This window comes from Bradyrhizobium sp. sBnM-33, assembly GCF_032917945.1.
In the GTDB taxonomy this organism is placed as follows: Bacteria; Pseudomonadota; Alphaproteobacteria; order Rhizobiales; family Xanthobacteraceae; genus Bradyrhizobium.
In genome coordinates, this window is the sequence record NZ_CP136624.1 from 5,186,241 (window position 1) to 5,204,652 (window position 18,412).

Consider the following 18,412-nt stretch of genomic DNA (forward strand, 5'->3'; position numbering starts at 1 on the left):
CCTCATGGTTCGAGACGGCGCTGCGCGCCTCCTCACCATGAGGATTGGTTGCTGCGGTCAAAAGCAGAAAAGCCGGATGCGGTGATCGCATCCGGCTTTCCGAATGTCGTAAGCGACGTCGCTTACTTCCGCTTGTCCATAGGCACATAGTCGCGGCGCGCGACGCCGGTGTAGAGCTGGCGCGGACGGCCGATCTTCTGCTGCGGATCCTCGATCATCTCGCTCCACTGGCTGATCCAGCCGACGGTGCGAGCGACCGCGAACAGCACGGTGAACATCGAAGTCGGGAAGCCCATCGCCTTCAGCGTGATGCCTGAATAGAAGTCGACGTTCGGGTAGAGCTTGCGGTCGATGAAGTACTGATCGTTGAGCGCGATCTTTTCCAATTCCAGCGCCACCTTCAGCATCGGGTCGTCGCCGTGTCCGGTCTCGGCCAGCACTGCGTGACACATCTTCTGCATGATCTTGGCGCGCGGGTCGTAGTTCTTGTAGACGCGGTGGCCAAAACCCATCAGGCGAACTTCGCTGTTCTTGTCCTTCACCTTCGCGATGAATTCCGGAATCTTGTCGACAGAACCAATCTCCGCGAGCATCGCCAGCGCCGCTTCGTTGGCGCCGCCATGCGCCGGGCCCCACAGGCAGGCGATGCCGGCGGCGATACAGGCGAACGGGTTAGCGCCGGACGAGCCGGCGATACGGACCGTCGAGGTCGAGGCGTTCTGCTCGTGGTCGGCGTGCAGGATGAAGATCTTGTCGAGCGCGTCAGCCAGCACCGGATTGATCTTGTAGTCCTCGCACGGCACCGCAAAGCACATGTGCAGGAAGTTCTCGGCAAAGGAGAGCGAGTTCTTCGGATACATGAAGGGCTGGCCGACGGTGTATTTGTAGGCCATCGCGGCCAGCGTCGGCACTTTCGCGATCATCCGCATCGAGGCGATCATGCGCTGACGCGGATCGTTGATGTCGGTGCTATCGTGATAGAACGCGGCGAGCGCGCCTACGGCGGCGACCATGATCGCCATCGGATGGGCGTCGCGGCGGAAGCCCTGGAAGAAGCGGGCCATCTGCTCGTGAACCATGGTGTGATGGATCACGCGGTGATCGAAATCCTGCTTCTGGGCCTTGGTCGGAAGCTCGCCGTAGAGCAGAAGGTAACAGGTTTCGAGGAAGTCGCCCTTCTCGGCGAGCTGCTCGATCGGGTAGCCGCGGTATTCCAGCACACCAGCGTCGCCGTCGATATAGGTGATCTTCGACTGGCAGCTTCCGGTGGAGGTGAAACCGGGGTCGTAGGTGAACATCCCCGCCTGGGCGTAGAGCTTGGCGATGTCGATGACATCTGGCCCCACCGTGCCGCTGAGGATCGGGAAATCGTAGGTCTTGTTACCTACGGTGAGCGTGGCAGTCTTATTGCTGGATTTTGCGTCCATCGTGAATCCCCGATGAAATCGTTACGAAAACCGTGCCTGACCCCGGTGCCATTTTCAGTGCACGGACAGGGAGGCCGGATGTCTAGAAGCGGCGCCAAAGGCGTAGCTTATTGCCCTGTGCACTGCAAGATGGCCGCAGCCCCGCATATGGTAGGGCCTTCAGGAGGCCGCCTGATCGCCCAAACGGGCCAGGCATTCTTCCCGTCCCAGCACCGCTAAAACGTCGAAAATACCCGGCGAAGTCGTGCGTCCGGTCAGCGCTACCCGAAGCGGCTGGGCTACCGCGCCGAGCTTGAGGTTGTTCTGCTCTGCGAAATTCCGCATGGCGGCTTCCGTAGTCTCCGAACGCCAGTCGGTGACGCCTTCCAACGCGGTGCCGAGCTTGCCGATCAGCGTGCGGGTCTCCGGCGTCAGCAGGGCGGCAGCCTTCGGCTCGATCTGCAGCGGGCGGTCGGCAAAGATGAAATAGGCGCCCGAGATCAGCTCGATCAAGGTCTTGGCGCGTTCTTTCAAGCTCGGCATCGCCCGCAGCAATTGCGCGCGCGTGGTGTCTTTGAGTTTTGCCTTCAGCTCGGCGCCGTCGGGGACATAGTCCAGAACGCTCTCGAACTGGGCCAGTAGCGCGCCGTCGTCGGCGTGGCGGATATAATGCCCGTTGAGATTTTCCAGCTTGGCGAAATCGAACCGCGCCGCGGAACGCCCGATCGCCGGCAGGTCGAACGCGTCGATCATTTCCTGTGTCGAGAAGATTTCCTGGTCGCCATGGCTCCAGCCGAGCCGTACGAGGTAATTGCGCAGCGCCGCCGGCAGATATCCCATGGCGCGGTACGCATCGACGCCGAGCGCGCCATGGCGCTTCGACAGCTTCGAGCCGTCCGGCCCGTGGATCAGCGGGATGTGGGACATGTTGGGGATGTCCCATCCGAGCGCATCATAGATCTGCTTCTGGCGCGCGGCGTTGATCAGATGGTCGTCGCCGCGGATGACATGGGTGACGCCCATGTCGTGGTCGTCGACCACGACAGCGAGCATGTAGGTCGGATTGCCGTCGCCACGCAACAGGACGAGGTCGTCGAGGTTCTCGTTCTGCCAGACCACGCGGCCCTGCACCTGGTCCTCGATCACGGTCTCGCCGGTCTGCGGGGCCTTCAGGCGAATGGTCGGCTTCATGCCGGCGGGCGCTTCTCCGGGATCACGATCCCGCCACATCCCGTCATAGAGGCGGGTGCGGCCCTCCGCGCGCGCTCTCTCGCGCATCGCGGTCAGCTCCTCCGCGGTGGCGTAGCAGCGGTACGCCTGGCCGCTGGCGAGCAAATGCTCGGCGACCTCGCGATGCCGGGCGGCGCGGCTGAACTGGTAGATGACGTCGCCGTCCCAATTGAGCTCGAGCCACTTCAAGCCGTCGAGGATCGCGGCGATGGCAGGCTCGGTCGAGCGTTCGCGGTCGGTGTCTTCGATCCGCAGCAGCATCTTGCCGCCGCGCTTCTTGGCATAGAGCCAGTTGAACAGCGCGGTCCGGGCGCCTCCGATGTGGAGGAAGCCGGTTGGCGAGGGGGCGAAGCGTGTGACGACGGAATCAGTCATTTACCGAGCGGGCTGAGGGTGAACGGCGGTGGTGTATAACAGGAACGGTACATAACTAAAGCCTAAGCCATCGGCAAAGTAGGCTTGGCTCACAGGGGCGAATTTGGCAGAAGGTTCGCCAATCCCTAACAGGAACTCAGGATGACCACAGAACCGGTAACGGCAGAGGCGGGGCGCGATTTCATCCGCGACATCGTCCAGGCCGATCTCTCTTCCAAAAAGCACAGCCGGATCGTCACCCGATTTCCGCCGGAGCCGAACGGCTATCTGCATATCGGCCATGCCAAGTCGATTGCCCTCAATTTCGGCATCGCGCAGGAGTTCGGCGGCAAGTGCCATCTGCGCTTCGACGATACCAATCCGACCAAGGAAGAGCAGGAATATATCGATTCCATCCAGGCCGACGTGCATTGGCTCGGCTATGACTGGGGAACCGATCTCTATTACGCTTCCGACTATTTCGATCGCCTCTATGAATGGGCCGAGGGCCTGATCAAGGCGGGCGATGCCTATGTCGACGACCAGTCGCAGGAGGAGATCCGGATCAACCGCGGCACGCTGACGGAACCCGGCAAGAACTCGCCGTTCCGTGACCGCACGGTGGAGGAAAACCTCGACCTCTTCAGGCGCATGAAGGCCGGCGAGTTTCCGAACGGCAGCCGCGTGCTGCGGGCCAAGATCGATATGGCGGCCGGCAACATCAACCTGCGCGATCCCGTGCTCTACCGTATCCTACATGCCGAGCATCCGCGCACCGGCACCAAATGGTCGATCTACCCGAGCTACGACTACGCCCACGGCCAGTCGGACGCCATCGAAGGCATCACGCATTCGATCTGCACGCTGGAATTCGAGGACCATCGGCCGCTCTATGAATGGCTGCTGGAAAAACTGCCGGTGCCCTCAAAGCCGCGGCAGTACGAATTCGCCCGGCTGAACCTGACCTACACGCTGCTGTCGAAGCGCGTGCTGACGCAGCTCGTCCGCGACGGTCACGTCTCCGCCTGGGACGATCCGCGCATGCCGACCATTGCCGGGTTGAAACGGCGCGGCGTGCCGCCGGCGGCGGTGCGCGAATTCGTCAAGCGCATCGGCGTGGCGAAAGCCAACAGCGTGGTCGATGTCGGCATGCTGGAATTCTGCATTCGCGAGCACCTCAACAAGACGGCGCAGCGACGCATGGCGGTGCTTCGGCCCCTGAAGGTCGTGATCGAGAATTATCCGGAAGGGCAGACGGAGGAGCTCGAGGCCGTCAACCATCCCGACGACCCATCGTTGGGTACGCGAAAGATTTCTTTCGGCCGCGAGCTCTATATCGAGCGCGACGATTTCATGGAGAACCCGCCGAAAAAGTTCTTCCGCCTGTCACCGGGCAATGAGGTGCGGCTGCGCTACGCCTATTTCGTGAAATGCACCGGCGTGATCAAGAATGATGCCGGCGAAGTGGTCGAACTCCGCTGCACCTACGATCCCGCGACCAAGGGCGGCAACGCCCCTGACGGCCGCAAGGTCAAGGCCACGATGCACTGGCTGTCGGCCAAAGATTCAGTGCCGGCGGAAATCCGCGTCTATAATCAGCTCTTCTCGAACCCGAGCCCGAATGCCGCGAATTTCGCCGCCGACCTCAATCCGGAATCGCTGGAGGTGTTGCCTGACGCGCGGATCGAGCCGTCGGTCGCATCAGACAATTCGGGCGAGGTGATGCAGTTCGAGCGGCAGGGCTATTTCGTGCGCGACAAGGATTCCGCGCCCGGCAAGCCGGTATTCAACCGCACCATTGGCCTGCGCGACACCTTTGCCAAGGAAGTCGGCGGGAAGGGGTAAGATTCTCGCGCGGCGGATGTTTTGTCAGCCCTCATCCTGAGGAGCGGCGCCTGCGCCGCGTCTCGAAGGATGAGTGGCACTGGCGTGGCCTCATGGTTCGAGACGCGCGAAGACGCGCTCCTCACCATGAGGTTTAACATCAGATTGGATCATCGATGCAGAGCCCTACCGACGACATCGTCTCCGGCATCATGGGAAAATGGGCGGCGGCGTTAAGCCAACTGGACGCCAAGGCGCTGGCCTCGCTCTATTCACGCAACGCATTCTTCTTCGGCTCGAACCCCAACTTCTACCGCGGTCGTGACGGTGTGCAGACCTATTTTGAGGGGCTGCCGCGGTGGCAGTCGCCATCCGTTGAATTTACCGATGTCAGGACAGCACAGGCGGCGGCCGACTTGATCAACGTCGCGGGCACGGCGACATTTGCCGTCGAAGAGGGCGCCGAGCCGCTGGTGGTGAAAATCACCTGGGTGATCGTCCGCGAAGACGGCGACTGGAAGATCGTCAGCGATCACGTCTCGTCGAAGACGCCGCTGCTCAAGCAGTAGGCAGGTGCGCGTCGGCCGAAGCGGTCGCTGCGAGAGCCTGATCCGGCCCGAAGAGCCTGTTGGCGCAAAGCGGGAACCAGTCGAAGGAGTCCTGCTCGAGTGGGACGCGATGACGCTTCGAAAGAAGATTCATCCCGTTCTAGATGTCGTAATACAAATGGAACTCATATGGATGAGGGCGCAGCCGTATTGGATCGACCTCTTTCTTCCGCTTGTAGTCGAGCCAGGTCTCGATCACGTCGTCGGTGAACACATCGTTACGGAGCAGGAAGGCGTGATCGCGTTCCAGCGCGTCAAGCGCCTGATCCAGCGACCCTGGTGTCGACCTCACGTCCTTCGCCTCGGCGGGCGGCAAGTCATAAAGGTTCTTGTCGATCGGGCTGCCCGGATCGATCCGGTTGGTGATGCCATCAAGCCCGGCCATCAGCATCGCAGCAAAGGCCAGATAGGGATTGCAGGAGGGGTCCGGCGAACGAAATTCAACCCGCTTTGCGCGCGGGTTCGGCGAATACATCGGGATCCGGCAGCAGGCTGAGCGGTTGCGCTGGGAATAGACCAGATTGATCGGGGCCTCATAGCCTGGCACCAGACGCCGATAGGAGTTCGTGGTGGGGGCGCAAAGCGCGCATAATGCCCAGGCGTGAGTCAACAGGCCGCCGATGTAGTAGCGGCCAAGCTGGCTCAACTCGGCATAGTCGCCCTGATCGTAGAACAGATTGGTCTCGCCCTTCCACAGAGACTGGTGAACGTGCATCCCCGAGGCGTTGTCCTCGAACAGCGGCTTCGGCATGAAGGTGGCAGTCATGCCGTGCTCGCGGGCGGTGTTCTTCACCACGTATTTGTAGATCATCAGATTGTCGGCCATGCGGGTGAGTGTGGTGAAGCGCATGTCGATCTCGTTCTGGCCGCCGGTCGCGACTTCATGGTGATGGGCTTCGATCTGGATGCCCAGCTGTTCCATCGTCAGCACCATTTCGGTGCGGAGAGCCTGCATGCTGTCGGTCGGGGGAACGGGAAAATATCCCTCCTTCGGGCGTGGCTTGTGGGCCAGATTCGGCTCTTCCTCCTTGCCAGTATTCCAACTGCCCTCGCTAGAATCGATTTCGTGGAAGGCGTAGTTGATCCCTTGTCCGTAGCGCACGTCGTCGAACACGAAGAACTCCGCCTCCGGGCCGAAGTAACTCGTATCGGCGTGGCCGGTGCCCCTCAGGTTGGTTTCGGCCTTCTGGGCGATGTAACGGGCGTCACGGCTATAGGGTTGACCGGTCACGGGGTCCTTGATGTTGCAGATCAGGACCAGGGTCGATGAAGGGGAATACGGGTCGAGGAAGGCCGTGGTCGGGTCCGGCACGACGAGCATGTCGCTTTCCTGGATTTCCTGGAAGCCGCGGATGGATGAGCCGTCGAATCCAATACCTTCGCTGAGAGCATCGACACTCGCCGCACCGGGCGGGATGGAAAAATGCTGCCATACCCCAGGCAAGTCGGTGAAGCGCAGATCGATCATCTGCACCTTCTCGTCCTTGATCGCCTTCACGGTATCTTCGGCTGTCGCACACTTCGGAAACATGGCTTCACTCCTGTTATGGAGAGCCGCATCTTGGAGGTCGTGACGCCATTCAGCCGCGGCGAAGCGGCCTGCAATGGGTCCTGGTTCTGCGTTGCCGCGCCGGCAGCCTCAGCTTTGGTGGGGCCCGCGCATGAGCTTCATCGCGTCTTCGATATGTCGCCAGGTTCTGGCCAGTTCGACCTCGCCTTTGGCCTCGAGTTCGATGGCGTTCTGGGCGGCTTCCGCAATAGCCTTGGCACCGTGTGCTTCCAGCAACTGCCGCGCATAGTCGTGGATTTCGATTTCTCGCATGGCGTCATGCTCCTCTCGTTCCGAGCGCAACCGTGAATTCCAGTCGAACTGAGAGCCGTAGACGTTGACACCTGATCTTGCGCACAGTGTGCATCCTGCTGCGGCGCACTTGCAAGAGTGCTTTCCGGGCGGTGGGCTGCCGGGTTTGGATGGGGCTCTGGGAAGAGCAGCGGCAACACAGCGCAGGCCGCCGCGACGGCGGGTGGCTATGCGCCGATCAGCGACAGCGCCAGGCCTGATCATTCGCGAAGATGGCGACTGGAAGATTGTCAGCCATCATGTGTCGCCGAAAACGCTGTTGATTGAGCAGTAGTGGGCCGGCGCCGCCGCCTAGCAGCCCCGGCAAATGCTCCGCAGGGACTTTGCGAGTTGGGCATCTTCCGGCGCCATCGGCTCATAGGGCCTTTGCTGCGTAGCCTGTCGGGCTTCCTGGGCCTTTTGTCGAGCGGCCCGCGCGGTTTCCTGCCGCTGGTAGCATGCTTCGCGTTCGGCTCTCGCCTCGATGAAGCGGCATTGTTCTGGAGTTGCGGCATTGGCGTGAGAGGTGATCAAGATCACCGCAAATAAAAGGCTGGCCGCAAGCTTCATGTCGTTTCTTTGTCCTGATTTCGGTTCAATCCAATAGCGTTCGACTGTAACGCCGGCCGGTGTGCATTTCCTCAGGTTTCTGCTTCCGTTCCGCTAGCGGCCGCAATACAGCGTCCGGTAGTCTTGCGGTCTCCACGAGATCGTAAGGTGTAGGCTCGGTGGCGGAGCAGGGCGACACGTCGGGCCGAAAACGGGGCTATGCCGGCACCTGGCCGCCGCGCGCTGCGGCGCCGATCGGCGGCCTTGCGCCGTCGCGCCCGGCTTTCTGGCCGCCACTGATCGAGACCTTGCGGACATGGGCGCGCGCGGAAGCTGGTGCCGGCCGCTTGCTGCCGTGGGTACCCGTCGCATTCGGCACCGGCATTGCCCTCTACTTCGCCGCCGATCATGAGCCGGTGCTGTCGGTGGCTGCCACTGTGGCGATCGCGCTGTGCGCGGTGGCGGTTCTGTTGCGGCGACAGAAATTCTTTCCCGCCGCGGTAATGATCGCGGCGGTCGCCGCGGGCTTTGCGGTCGCGACCTGGAAGACCGCGCGCATCGCGCATGGCGTGCTGGCGCGGCCGATGTTTTCGGTGTCGCTGACGGGTTTTGTCGAGACGCGCGACATTCGCGAGCGCACCGACCGTTTTGTCCTTCGCGTCGTCACCATGGAAAGCGCGCGCGGAACGACGAAGCTGGAGCGCGTACGGCTCTCGGTAAAGAAGGGCACGGCGCCGCCGGTTGGGAGCTTCGTCGAGCTGAAGGCGCGGCTGTTGCCGCCGCTTTCGCCGGTGCGGCCGGGCAGCTACGATTTCAGCCGCGACATGTTTTTCGCCGGCATCGGCGCCTCCGGCTTCGTGATGGGCGCGGTCAAAATCGCCGCGCCGCCCGCCACGGGCGGCGGGCTCCGCCTGCGCTATTCGGCATTCATGCAAGGCCTGCGCGATACGATCGATGCGCGGATCAGGACCACGCTGGAGGGCGACAAGCGCGCGATTGCGACCGCTCTGTTGACCGGGCGGCGCGATGCGATTTCGCCGCCGGTGAACGACGCGATGTTCATCTCCGGTCTCGGCCATGTGCTGTCGATCTCCGGCTATCACATGGCCGTCGTCGCCGGTGTCGTGTTTTTCGCGGTCCGGGCACTATTGGCGCTGTTTCCCGTGCTCACCGTCGGCTACGCGATCAAGAAGTGGTCGGCGGCAGCAGCCTCGTTGCCGCCGCGTTTTATTTGCTGCTGTCCGGCGCCGAGGTCGCGACGCAAAGATCGTTCTTCATGACGGCCGTGGTGCTGATCGCCGTCATGGTCGATCGCCGCGCGATTACGTTTCGCACGCTCGCGGTCGCCGCTCTGATCGTGCTCACGGTCGCGCCGGAAGCGCTGGTGCATCCGAGTTTTCAGATGTCGTTTGCGGCGACGCTCGGGCTGGTGGCGCTGGTGCAGATCGGCATGCCGCGCCTGTTCGCGACAGCGGATCATACCGCAACCGCGCGCGTGGCGCTGTGGGGCGGCCGCGAAGTCACCATGCTGCTGCTGGCCTCACTGATAGCGGGGCTTGCGACCACGCCTTACGCGGCCTTTCACTTTCACCGGGTCACGCCTTACGGCGTGCTGGCCAACCTCGCGGCGATGCCGGTGGTGTCAGCACTGGTAATGCCGGCGGGCCTGTTCGGCCTCGTTGCGATGCCGTTCGGCTTCGATCGCCCGTTCTGGGCGGTCATGGGCGTCGGCATCGACTGGATGATCGTGGTCACGCAATGGGTCGCGGCATTACCCGGTGCGGTCGGCCGGGTGCCGGCCTTCGGCATCGGCCCGCTGATTACGGCAAGCCTCGGCATCATCCTGCTCGGCCTGTTGCGCACTCCGCTGCGCTGGTCGGGTGCGGCGCTGGTGCTGGCAGCGGCATTGTGGGCGGCGCGGGCGCCGCAGCCGGACATCCTGATTTCCGCCGACGGGCGCAATGTCGGGGTGCGCGGCCAGGATGGCCGGTTGCACCTGATGCACGCGGTCAAAGGGTCCCGGGATGCCTTCCTGCTGAAGGAGTGGCTGGCGGCGGATGCGGACGCGCGGACGGCGGCTGACGCGTCGCTCACATCGGGCGTTTCATGCGACGATTTTGGCTGCGTGGTGCAATCCGCTGGTGGCGGCCTGATCGCGCAGGCCTTCAGGCCCGAGGCGCTGGCGGACGATTGCGAGCGCGCGGCGCTGATCGTGACGCTGCGGCAGGCGCCCGCAGCCTGCGGCGCTTCCGTTATCGATGCTGAACGGCTGCGGCGGCAGGGCGCGATGGCGTTGCGGCGCAGCAGGGAGGGATTTGTCGTCGACGCGGTCAAGCCGAGGGGCGTAGACCGCCCGTGGTCGCCGGCCATAGCGGACGAGAGCGAGGTCGTCGACACCACCGTTCTTGCGCCGCGCATTGTGCCGCCCCGCGCGGTCGATGCCACGCCGGCCGAGGCAGATCTTCAGGCGGAGGAGTAGACGAGCGTCAGTGCTCGTCGACCGTGGGTTTGGCTGGTATTTCGAATGCACCGAGGTGGAATTCCTCCGGGGCATCAGGCGCCGACGGCAGAGCGACCAGCGTGAACGATGCGTCGGGGAATTGCTGCCAGATTGCGAGATCTTCCGCCGTGATGGTGAGCCAGCCGTACCTGAACATGTACCGCCCAGGCTCGGTGACGCGCCCGGCTTTTTGCCACGTAACCTTGTTGACCACCGACTGCCCCCTGCGGTGCCGAGTTCTGAAAAATGTACCACCACGATCCGCCGGCCTGGACCGGCGGATCGTATGCGCGTGGGCGTTTATCCGGTCACGATCGATTCGGCCGGAGGTGCTTCCGTTACCTTTGGCGCACGCTCGCCACCGGTCTGGACCACCGGCAATTGCAGCACGGTCGCACGCTGGCCTTCGCAAAGCTGCGTCACCAGCACATGGCTTCCATCGGGGAATTCGATCGCGTCATGATGACGGTCGGATATATGGGGGTCGATTTGATTGAACTTGCCGACCCGCCAGTCGGTGGTTCGAGTCCAGATCCACCGGTTATCGTATTTGACGTCCTCAGCGAACGCCAGTTCGGTGCCGGGAAGCATGCAGACCGCCACTGCAGGCTCGCGTTCCGACGCAAAGCCGCGGGTCGATGTACCGCGGAATGTCGTGGTGATCAGCGTCTCGCCGACCTGGGCAGGCCGCGTAGCCACAGCATGCAGGCTATAGTCACACATCGGATGGCTCCCTCGTTTGAGATAGCTGACCCGTGTCTAGAAGGAGGCACAGGCCTCTATCAGAGTGGACATGGCGCAGAGCCTTTTCTTCTTTCTGGGCAATTCTGCGACTGGCGCACTGCGCCACATTCACAAACGCGCTAACGTGCCTTAGTTCCACATGCGCAACAAAAAACCCCGGCCGAGGGCCGGGGCTGGCTTTCGTCACGGCGCCGGAGCGCATAACGGGTCAGTATTTGCGGTACAGCCCGATCAGCTTGCCCTGAATCCGGACCCGGTTCGGCGGCAGGATGCGGACTTCATAGGCGGCGTTTGCCGGCTCGAGCGCAATCGAGGCGCCGCGGCGGCGGAAGCGCTTCAGAGTGGCCTCTTCCTCGTCGATCAACGCCACCACGATATCACCGGTGTCGGCGGTCTCGTTGCGCTGGATCAACGCCATGTCGCCGTCGAGGATACCGGCATCCACCATGGAATCGCCGCGCACTTCGAGCGCGTAATGCTCGCCGGAGCCGAGCATGTCCGGCGGCACACTGATGGTGTGGCTGCGGGTCTGTAGCGCCTCGATCGGCGTACCGGCGGCGATCCGGCCCATGACAGGCACGGCGACCGGGCGATTGCCGTCGTCCTCGGCGGCCGGCGCGCTCACCGTGCGCTTGCCGAGCGTGCCCTCGATGACGCTCGGCGTGAAGCCGCGGCGGCCGTTGGCGGCGGCTGCGAGCTCGGGCAGCTTGATGACTTCGATGGCGCGGGCGCGGTTGGGCAGGCGGCGGATGAAGCCGCGCTCCTCCAACGCCGTGATGAGGCGGTGGATTCCGGATTTCGAGCGCAGATCGAGCGCGTCCTTCATCTCGTCGAACGAGGGCGGCACGCCGGCCTCTTTCAGCCGTTCATTGATGAAACGCAGAAGTTCATACTGTTTGCGCGTAAGCATCGCGAGCAATCCCCCGGTTGGCGTCGTCTCGTTCCGAATCTTTAGCGCCCAGATCGTGGAGTCCCCAAACTCTCAACCAAAGACACTAGCAGTCGAAACAAATCATGAACGGACACTATATGTTCGATATGTGTTCCGCAACCATTTAATTTCAGGTGAACGCATTGCGGTTCCGGTTCAAGGTGCTGTTGGAACGCCGTTCAGGCGTCATTCCGGCAGCCGGAGCAACTCGCAACGCGATCCCTTTGCGGCAGCCGGCGCGAACGGCGGACGTATCACAAGTGCCCGTGCCGCAGCGAGATTCCCTGATAGTGACGAGTCCTGATGGTTCACCGGCACGGCGACCAGCGTGCCGTCGTCGCGCGCTTCGAGGCGAGCGCGAAGATAGTCTTCGCGCTGGTCGTTGGCGGCGAGATCGCAGCCGAGCAGGGCGTTTTCGCGCGGATGATGGACGTGGTCGCGGCCTGATAAGGCGCGAATCAGCGGCACCAGAAACAGGAAGCCGCAGACATAGGAGGAGACGGGGTTGCCGGGCAGGCCGATCACCCGCATCGCGCCCAACCTGCCGTGCATCATCGGCTTGCCTGGCCGCATCGCAATCCGCCAGAACGCCATGGCGACGCCCTCGGCCTCCAGCGACCGCTTGACGAGGTCGTGGTCGCCGACCGAGGCGCCGCCCACGGTGATCAGGACGTCCGCGTCGGCGTTGCGGGCACGGCGGATGCCTTCCGTGGTGGCGGCGACGGTGTCGGCGGCGATCCCGAGGTCGATGATTTCTGCGCCCTCGGCTCGCGCCAGCGCCCGCAAGCCGTAGCCGTTGGAATAGACGATCTGGCCGGGGCTGGGGGTTGCGCCTGGCATCACCAGTTCGTCGCCGGTCGCCAGCATCGCCACTTTCGGGCGGCGGTGCACCGCAAGCTCCGGGTAGTTCATGCCGGCGGCGAGCGAGAGATCGCGGTCGGTGAGGCGGCGCCCGCGTTTGAGGAGGACGTCGCCTTCGCGGAAATCAACGCCCGCGGGGCGGATATGCCGCCCCGGAACGGCAGCTTCCGTGATGGTGATATGATCGCCCTCGATGGCAGCGTCTTCCTGGATGACGACGGCGTCTGCGCCATCGGGGATCACGCCGCCGGTAAAGATCCGCACCGCTTCGCCCGGGCCTACCTTCCGCTCGAACGGGCGGCCGGCGGCGACCTCGCCGATCACCTTCAGCCGTGCGCCGACATCGGCGGCGTCGGCCGCGCGCACCGCATAGCCGTCCATCGCCGACATCGCCTGCGGCGGCTGCGTCCGCCGCGCGGCGACGTCGCGTGCGAGAATGCGGCGATACGCTTCGTCGAGCGCCACCATTTCTTCGGGTAGCGGCGCTGCGCCGGCAAGGATCGCGGCAAGCGCATCGGCAACCGGCATCAAGGCCACGCTGGCACTCCTGCTTCGACGTCATTGCGAGGAGCAGCGGGACGAAGCAATCCACACTTCCTTCCTGGCCATGGATTGCTTCGCTTCGCTCGCAATGACGGGGTAATCATCTAAATTCCAAGTGCTTAAATTCCAAGTGCTTAAATTCCAAGTGCTTAAATTCCAAGTGCGGTCAGTGCCCTTGCCACGTCATCCGTCGATGTCACGTGGATGGCAGAAAGGCCGCGCGCCCGCGCACCTTCGATATTGGCGGCTGAATCGTCGAAGAACAGGATCCGCGACGCCGGCACGCCGATCGCTTTTATCACATGATCATAGGCTTCGGCGTCGGGTTTGCGCAGACCGATGCTGGAGGACAAAAATATCTCGCGGAAATGGCTGAGGACCTCCGCATAGGCCTGCGAAAAATGCGTGACATGGGCCGGATTGGTGTTGGAAAAAGCATAGAGCGGCAGGCGCTTTGCAGCACCCGCCAGAAGCTGTGCAATTCCGGGCATCTCGCCGGTGAAGATCGCGTTCCAGCCTTCCAGGAACTGCGCGTCGGTGATGCCGATGCCGAGCGACCGGCGCAGGCTCGCAAAGAACGCCGCATCGTCGATCCGGCCGGTCTCGTGGTGCTTGAAACTATCGTCGACGACAAAGCGTCCGGCGAGATCGGCAGGCGCGCAACCAGCATGCCCAGCCCAGCAGGTCATTACCTGATCAAAACTGATGTCGAGCACGACGCGGCCGAGATCGAACAGCAAGGCGTCGACGGAATGGGGCGCTGGCGGCGAATTCATGGCAGTCGTTTACAAAACTGGACCGGCCTCGGCAACGGCCACGGGGATTTGCGTCGCAGTCCAATCCGGCGCTTAAGCCCGTACGCGGGCTGTGCTAAGGCTTGGGGCCAATTTCAGGGAGTAGTCGCATGCAAGTTGTTGGCAGAATTCTGGGCGCTGTCGCCGTGATCGCATTGTTGGCCGGATCCGCTGCCGCCCAACAAGGTCCCGCCAAATATGGCGAGGAGGACAAGCCCAAGACGCCCTCGCAAATCGAGGCGGAGAGGGAGGCCGAGCGGGCCTACCGGAGATCGCTCGGCAACATCCCGGAGCAGCAGAAGAGTTCCGACCCCTGGGGGACGATGCGCGGCGATAGCGCACCGCCGAAAGCAGCGGCCAAGGCGCCGGCAGCAAAGTCAAAGGCCAAATCCGCCGAAGGCGCAGCAAAGTAGAAGGCACTTCCCGGCGCCATGCCGGGACAATGACGTCCGCGAGGCGAGCAAACCATGACGGAAACGCTGCTGTTTTCCCCGATGACGATCCGCGGCCTCACGTTGAAGAACAGATCCTGCGCGATGGGCAGGCCGATTTGATCGCGGTAGGGCGGGAAATCCTCAACAATCCCAATTGGCCGATGGACGCCGCGCTGAAACTGGGCGCGGACGGCCCGTTCCGCAACGTTCCCCCGCAATTCGGCTATTGGCTGGGCACCCGCGCCAAGCGCGGTTTTGGAACCCTACCGTCCACGTGGCAAAACGGGTTGCACGAGGGCGGATAAAGCCTCCTGAAAAACGGCCGTATTGCGCCGGGTTGGCGTGCCTTGATCCGACCAAAAAGCCATTGTGAGTTGGCGGGGCCGGGACAGGGCGCCGATTCACTGGGATCGCGGGCGTCCATAAGCGAAAGAGGGACGCCCACGATGCGCAGGAATTTTGCCTTTCTTCTCGGCACGGTGACGGGCGCGTGTCTGACCGCCCTCGTGATCGGACCTCAAGGGGCGCATCTGGTGGCGGCGGCAAAGGCTGCGGCCCGTTCCGACACCTACAACCAGCTCAATTTGTTTGGCAGCGTGTTTGAGCGGATCAAGACCAGCTATGTCGAGAAGCCTGACGATTCCAAGCTGATGGAGGGCGCCATCAACGGCATGATCTCGGCGCTCGATCCTCATTCGCGCTACATGAATGAGAAGGGCTGGAGCGACATGCAGGAGACCACCCATGGCGAGTTCGGCGGGCTCGGCATCGAGGTGACGATGGAAGACGGCCTCGTCAAGGTGGTGACGCCGATCGACGATACGCCCGCCGCGAAAGCCGGCATGCTGTCGGGCGACGTGATCACCCAGATCGACGACGAGGTTATCCAGGGCATGACCCTCGAACAGGCCGTGAGCCGGATGAAGGGCCCCGCCAACAGCAAGATCCGCCTCAAAGTCGTGCGCAAGGGGGCCGCGCCGATCGACGTCGCCATCGTGCGCGAGATCATCCGGGTGCGGCCGGTCCGCTTCAAGACAGACGGCGGCGACATCGGTTACATCAGGATCACCCGTTTCAACGAGCAGACCACTGACGGCTTGAAGAAGGCGATCGCCAGCATCTTGAAGGAAATTCCGCCGGAAAAACTCACGGGCTATGTCGTCGACCTCCGCAACAATCCTGGTGGATTGCTCGACCAGGCGGTGTCGGTATCGAGCGCCTTCATGAACCGGGGCGAGGTGGTCTCGACGCGGGGCCGCACCGCCGAGGAAACCCAGCGCTTCACCGCACGTGGCGGCGACATTACCAAGGGCAAGCCGCTGGTCGTGCTGATCAACGGCGGCTCGGCGTCGGCGTCCGAAATCGTGGCCGGCGCGCTGCGCGACCACAAGCGCGCCACGCTGATCGGCACGCGCACCTTCGGCAAAGGCTCGGTGCAGACCATCATCCCGCTTGGACAGGGCAACGGCGCTCTGGCGCTGACCACGGCGCGCTACTTTACGCCGTCGGGCCGCTCGATCCAGGCCCAGGGCATCGCGCCCGACGTCGAGGTGCTGCAGGATGTGCCCGATGAACTCAAGGGCCGCGCCGAGCTGAAAGGCGAAGCCTCGATGCGCGGCCATCTCGCCGCCGATGGCGCCGAGCAGACCGGCTCGCAAGCCTACGTCCCGTCGAACGAGAAGGACGATAAGGCGCTCAACGCCGCGTTCAACCTGCTGCGCGGGGGCACCGTGAACGCGAATGCGGTGACGGCCGCGAAGCGGGCGGTGCCGAACTAAATTCACTCACGCCGGTCGCGAAACCGGCTTCCGCTTGCGAGCCTTGTAGCCCGGATGGAGCGACGCGAAATCCGGGCTTTGGTCTACCATCGCATATCGCTGCGTTCATGCGGGCTACTTGCGGCATTGTTTTCGCTTTGATTGGCGCGGCTGGACTATTGGCGACAGAGGCGCTCGGCGATCCCTCGAAGTTTCGCGATGATCCCATCCCGTATTGCCTTTCCTATAACTCTGTGGATCAGAGTTGCGATCGGGAGTCCAAAGATAGCGCTTGGGTTTGTCGCGAGGCACACCGAGATCTAATGCAAGAAAGTTGCCTCAAATGGGATGAGGCTTCGATCTTGAAATTCTGTCGGGGATGGACCGACGGCAATTCCGTTTTTGGTGAGGAGCCTGCACCGAGATTCTGCAATGGGCCCTGTTGGACCTCCCGAGGTCTCCCTCCTGGATTTAGATGCATAAATCCGAAGTGAAGAATGAGACCTCAAGCATATCGGAAACAAGCAGCGCGCAGCGAGCTTTGTAGCCGCATGGAGCGCAGCGAAATCCGGGGCGGCCCTCAAACAGGGAGGGAATCCCGGATTGCGCTGCGCTCCATCCGGGCTACTTGCCGTTGGGACAACTCATTCCGAATGTGGCGCGCGCCGGTCGCTGGCCGGGCAGCGAGGAGGCATTATCAAGAGCGTATGCCGGAAACAAGATCGTTTTCTGAAACCCCATCTCCATCCATTCGTATCTCGCGTTGAACGCCATGCGCGTTGAAATGGAGTAGTCATGTCAAAAAAGTGGACCTTGTCGGCCCTGATCCTGTCCCTCTGTTCGAGTGGAGCCCTGCAGGCCAATCCGCTGGATTCACCCGGCGTCATTTATATCGACGGGCTGCCGTGCAACCGCGCGTGCCAATCCTACATGGCCTGGTCTGATCAGGCATTGTCTGCCCGGCACCGCGGGCAACGCGAGCCTGATGTCGTGGTGCCAGCTGAGGCGGAGACAGCAGCACCAGCACACGCCAGCCCGGCACGCGTGGCAAGGCAGGCCGGCGCACCCGTTCCCCGCGCCACGCCGCGCGGTAGCATGGCCGCGTCGAAGACCAAGCCGTCGAACGGCAAGAAGGCCGCGCCTCTCAGCCTTGCAGCAACGAGGAAGAACATTCCGGCGGCCGCCACGCCAGTGGCTCGCGAAAAGACGATCGCCGGCAAGGGGTCCGAGCGTAAATTGGAAATCTCTAACAGGCCGGAGCCTGCTCAGGCAGTTGCCGTCGCAGCGTCGCAGCCCGCAGAGGCACCCAAGTCCGAGGTGAAGTCTGAAGCCAAACCCGAAGTCACCCTGCCGCCACCAGCCACGCTCGAGATCGCCGCGACGCCCGTGGCGTCCGAGAAGGCTGCGTTGCCTGCTGCGGCCGCCGATGCTTCCGCTCCGGCCTCTCGAACAATACAGCAGCAGCTTGTGGAAGCGACGGGAATGGCCGATCTCGTCACGGCAATCGGGACGGGACGGGAAGCGGCCAACAAATCGGAAAGTCCGGCCACGGATTTGGCTGAGACCCGCGATACCGACAAAGCGGCATCGGCAGTGTCAGACGACCCGGATCTGGTTGCGCTTGTCCTCGCACGTCCGGAGATCAATTCGCTATCCGACCTGAACAACAAGAACATCGCGATCGAGGAGAAGCAATCCGCATCAAGCGGACGTGTCAGCGCCGCGCTGATGGCGGCGGGGGCCGCGGAAGTCCAGTTCAGCGAAGGACAGCGAGGCGCGATCGAGCGGCTGATCAGCGGCGAAGTCCCGGCCGCGGTGCTGACGCTGGCCTCGCGCGAAGCGGCCGAGTGGTTTCCCGATATCGAAGGATTCAGGATTTTTCGGGTGCCGCTTAAGGCGCGACTCTAGCCGTCGCAGCAATCGTGCCCCGGGTGAGCGAGCGACATCCGGGTTTCGGTTGTGCCGATCCCCCCATATCGCTTTCTCATGCGAACCACTTACTCCACGAACTGCGAACGTCCCGGTCCTTTAGGAGCC

At 63.0% G+C, this 18,412-nt stretch carries 15 protein-coding genes and 1 pseudogene; 7 read left to right on the forward strand and 9 right to left on the reverse strand.

Annotated elements, in window-relative coordinates; translation table 11 throughout:
• Positions 1 to 122: 122 nt before the first annotated feature.
• Positions 123 to 1,427: a citrate synthase gene (gene gltA / locus RX328_RS24215; RefSeq protein WP_213250298.1), complete on the reverse strand. Its 1,305-nt coding sequence runs from the start codon at positions 1,425 to 1,427 to the stop codon at positions 123 to 125.
• A 159-nt stretch (positions 1,428 to 1,586) separates the two neighbouring features.
• A complete protein-coding gene (gene gltX / locus RX328_RS24220; protein ID WP_213250295.1) occupies positions 1,587 to 3,011 on the reverse strand; it encodes a glutamate--tRNA ligase in 1,425 nt (474 codons plus the stop codon).
• 141 nt (positions 3,012 to 3,152) lie between these two features.
• On the opposite strand from gltX, the gene RX328_RS24225 reads away from it, so the two are divergent.
• Together RX328_RS24225 and RX328_RS24230 are read left to right on the forward strand one after the other, a co-directional pair.
• Positions 3,153 to 4,835 (forward strand): glutamine--tRNA ligase/YqeY domain fusion protein, encoded by a 1,683-nt coding sequence (locus tag RX328_RS24225; RefSeq protein WP_213250292.1) that lies wholly within the window; start codon positions 3,153 to 3,155, stop codon positions 4,833 to 4,835.
• Positions 4,836 to 4,990: 155 nt separating this feature from the next.
• Positions 4,991 to 5,383 carry a YybH family protein gene (locus RX328_RS24230; RefSeq protein ID WP_213250290.1) on the forward strand — a complete coding sequence of 131 codons (393 nt, stop codon included), beginning with the start codon at positions 4,991 to 4,993 and terminating at the stop codon, positions 5,381 to 5,383.
• 139 nt (positions 5,384 to 5,522) lie between these two features.
• Here RX328_RS24230 and glnA read toward each other — a convergent pair whose 3' ends face one another.
• Together glnA and RX328_RS24240 are read right to left on the reverse strand one after the other, a co-directional pair.
• The gene (gene glnA, locus RX328_RS24235) at positions 5,523 to 6,953 is read right to left on the reverse strand and encodes a type I glutamate--ammonia ligase (RefSeq protein WP_213250287.1); all 1,431 of its coding nucleotides are present in this window, start codon (positions 6,951 to 6,953) and stop codon (positions 5,523 to 5,525) included.
• A 108-nt stretch (positions 6,954 to 7,061) separates the two neighbouring features.
• Positions 7,062 to 7,244: a hypothetical protein gene (locus tag RX328_RS24240; protein ID WP_212419094.1), complete on the reverse strand. Its 183-nt coding sequence runs from the start codon at positions 7,242 to 7,244 to the stop codon at positions 7,062 to 7,064.
• Positions 7,245 to 8,269: 1,025 nt separating this feature from the next.
• On the opposite strand from RX328_RS24240, the pseudogene RX328_RS24245 reads away from it, so the two are divergent.
• Positions 8,270 to 10,290, forward strand: a pseudogene (locus RX328_RS24245) (ComEC/Rec2 family competence protein).
• A 7-nt stretch (positions 10,291 to 10,297) separates the two neighbouring features.
• On the opposite strand, the gene RX328_RS24250 reads toward RX328_RS24245, so the two are convergent.
• The 5 genes from RX328_RS24250 to RX328_RS24270 form a co-directional block, all read right to left on the reverse strand.
• Positions 10,298 to 10,525, reverse strand: coding sequence for a hypothetical protein (locus RX328_RS24250; protein WP_028345854.1), 228 nt, complete (start codon positions 10,523 to 10,525; stop codon positions 10,298 to 10,300).
• Positions 10,526 to 10,611: 86 nt separating this feature from the next.
• Positions 10,612 to 11,034, reverse strand: coding sequence for a hypothetical protein (locus tag RX328_RS24255; protein WP_213250284.1), 423 nt, complete (start codon positions 11,032 to 11,034; stop codon positions 10,612 to 10,614).
• A 229-nt stretch (positions 11,035 to 11,263) separates the two neighbouring features.
• A complete protein-coding gene (lexA, locus tag RX328_RS24260; protein WP_213250281.1) occupies positions 11,264 to 11,965 on the reverse strand; it encodes a transcriptional repressor LexA in 702 nt (233 codons plus the stop codon).
• Positions 11,966 to 12,172: 207 nt separating this feature from the next.
• Complete coding sequence (glp, locus tag RX328_RS24265; RefSeq protein WP_213250279.1) at positions 12,173 to 13,384, reverse strand: gephyrin-like molybdotransferase Glp; 1,212 nt, start codon at positions 13,382 to 13,384, stop codon at positions 12,173 to 12,175.
• Positions 13,385 to 13,539: 155 nt separating this feature from the next.
• Entirely contained in the window at positions 13,540 to 14,166 is a 627-nt protein-coding gene (locus RX328_RS24270) for an HAD family hydrolase (RefSeq protein ID WP_213250276.1), read from the reverse strand.
• Between the two features lie 128 nt (positions 14,167 to 14,294).
• Here RX328_RS24270 and RX328_RS24275 point away from each other — a divergent pair, with 128 nt between their 5' ends.
• From RX328_RS24275 to RX328_RS24290, 4 genes are all read left to right on the forward strand, one after another.
• The gene (locus RX328_RS24275) at positions 14,295 to 14,597 is read left to right on the forward strand and encodes a hypothetical protein (protein ID WP_213250273.1); all 303 of its coding nucleotides are present in this window, start codon (positions 14,295 to 14,297) and stop codon (positions 14,595 to 14,597) included.
• Positions 14,598 to 14,626: 29 nt separating this feature from the next.
• Positions 14,627 to 14,923, forward strand: a complete 297-nt coding sequence (locus RX328_RS24280; protein ID WP_213250270.1) for a hypothetical protein — start codon at positions 14,627 to 14,629, stop codon at positions 14,921 to 14,923.
• 141 nt (positions 14,924 to 15,064) lie between these two features.
• A complete protein-coding gene (locus RX328_RS24285; RefSeq protein ID WP_213250267.1) occupies positions 15,065 to 16,396 on the forward strand; it encodes a S41 family peptidase in 1,332 nt (443 codons plus the stop codon).
• Positions 16,397 to 17,170: 774 nt separating this feature from the next.
• On the forward strand, positions 17,171 to 18,283 hold the full coding sequence (locus RX328_RS24290) for a hypothetical protein (RefSeq protein WP_249726267.1): 1,113 nt from the start codon (positions 17,171 to 17,173) through the stop codon (positions 18,281 to 18,283).
• Positions 18,284 to 18,412: the final 129 nt, after the last annotated feature.

What these genes read in the sequence shown, in the direction of transcription:
- gltA (WP_213250298.1), bottom strand. Translation starts at nt 1,427, where the DNA reads ATGGACGCAAAATCCAGCAATAAGACTGCCACGCTCACCGTAGGTAAC.
- gltX (WP_213250295.1), bottom strand. Translation starts at nt 3,011, where the DNA reads ATGACTGATTCCGTCGTCACACGCTTCGCCCCCTCGCCAACCGGCTTC.
- RX328_RS24225 (WP_213250292.1), top strand. Translation starts at nt 3,153, where the DNA reads ATGACCACAGAACCGGTAACGGCAGAGGCGGGGCGCGATTTCATCCGC.
- RX328_RS24230 (WP_213250290.1), top strand. Translation starts at nt 4,991, where the DNA reads ATGCAGAGCCCTACCGACGACATCGTCTCCGGCATCATGGGAAAATGG.
- glnA (WP_213250287.1), bottom strand. Translation starts at nt 6,953, where the DNA reads ATGTTTCCGAAGTGTGCGACAGCCGAAGATACCGTGAAGGCGATCAAG.
- RX328_RS24240 (WP_212419094.1), bottom strand. Translation starts at nt 7,244, where the DNA reads ATGCGAGAAATCGAAATCCACGACTATGCGCGGCAGTTGCTGGAAGCA.
- RX328_RS24255 (WP_213250284.1), bottom strand. Translation starts at nt 11,034, where the DNA reads ATGTGTGACTATAGCCTGCATGCTGTGGCTACGCGGCCTGCCCAGGTC.
- lexA (WP_213250281.1), bottom strand. Translation starts at nt 11,965, where the DNA reads ATGCTTACGCGCAAACAGTATGAACTTCTGCGTTTCATCAATGAACGG.
- RX328_RS24270 (WP_213250276.1), bottom strand. Translation starts at nt 14,166, where the DNA reads ATGAATTCGCCGCCAGCGCCCCATTCCGTCGACGCCTTGCTGTTCGAT.
- RX328_RS24275 (WP_213250273.1), top strand. Translation starts at nt 14,295, where the DNA reads ATGCAAGTTGTTGGCAGAATTCTGGGCGCTGTCGCCGTGATCGCATTG.
- RX328_RS24280 (WP_213250270.1), top strand. Translation starts at nt 14,627, where the DNA reads ATGACGTCCGCGAGGCGAGCAAACCATGACGGAAACGCTGCTGTTTTC.
- RX328_RS24285 (WP_213250267.1), top strand. Translation starts at nt 15,065, where the DNA reads ATGCGCAGGAATTTTGCCTTTCTTCTCGGCACGGTGACGGGCGCGTGT.
- RX328_RS24290 (WP_249726267.1), top strand. Translation starts at nt 17,171, where the DNA reads ATGTCAAAAAAGTGGACCTTGTCGGCCCTGATCCTGTCCCTCTGTTCG.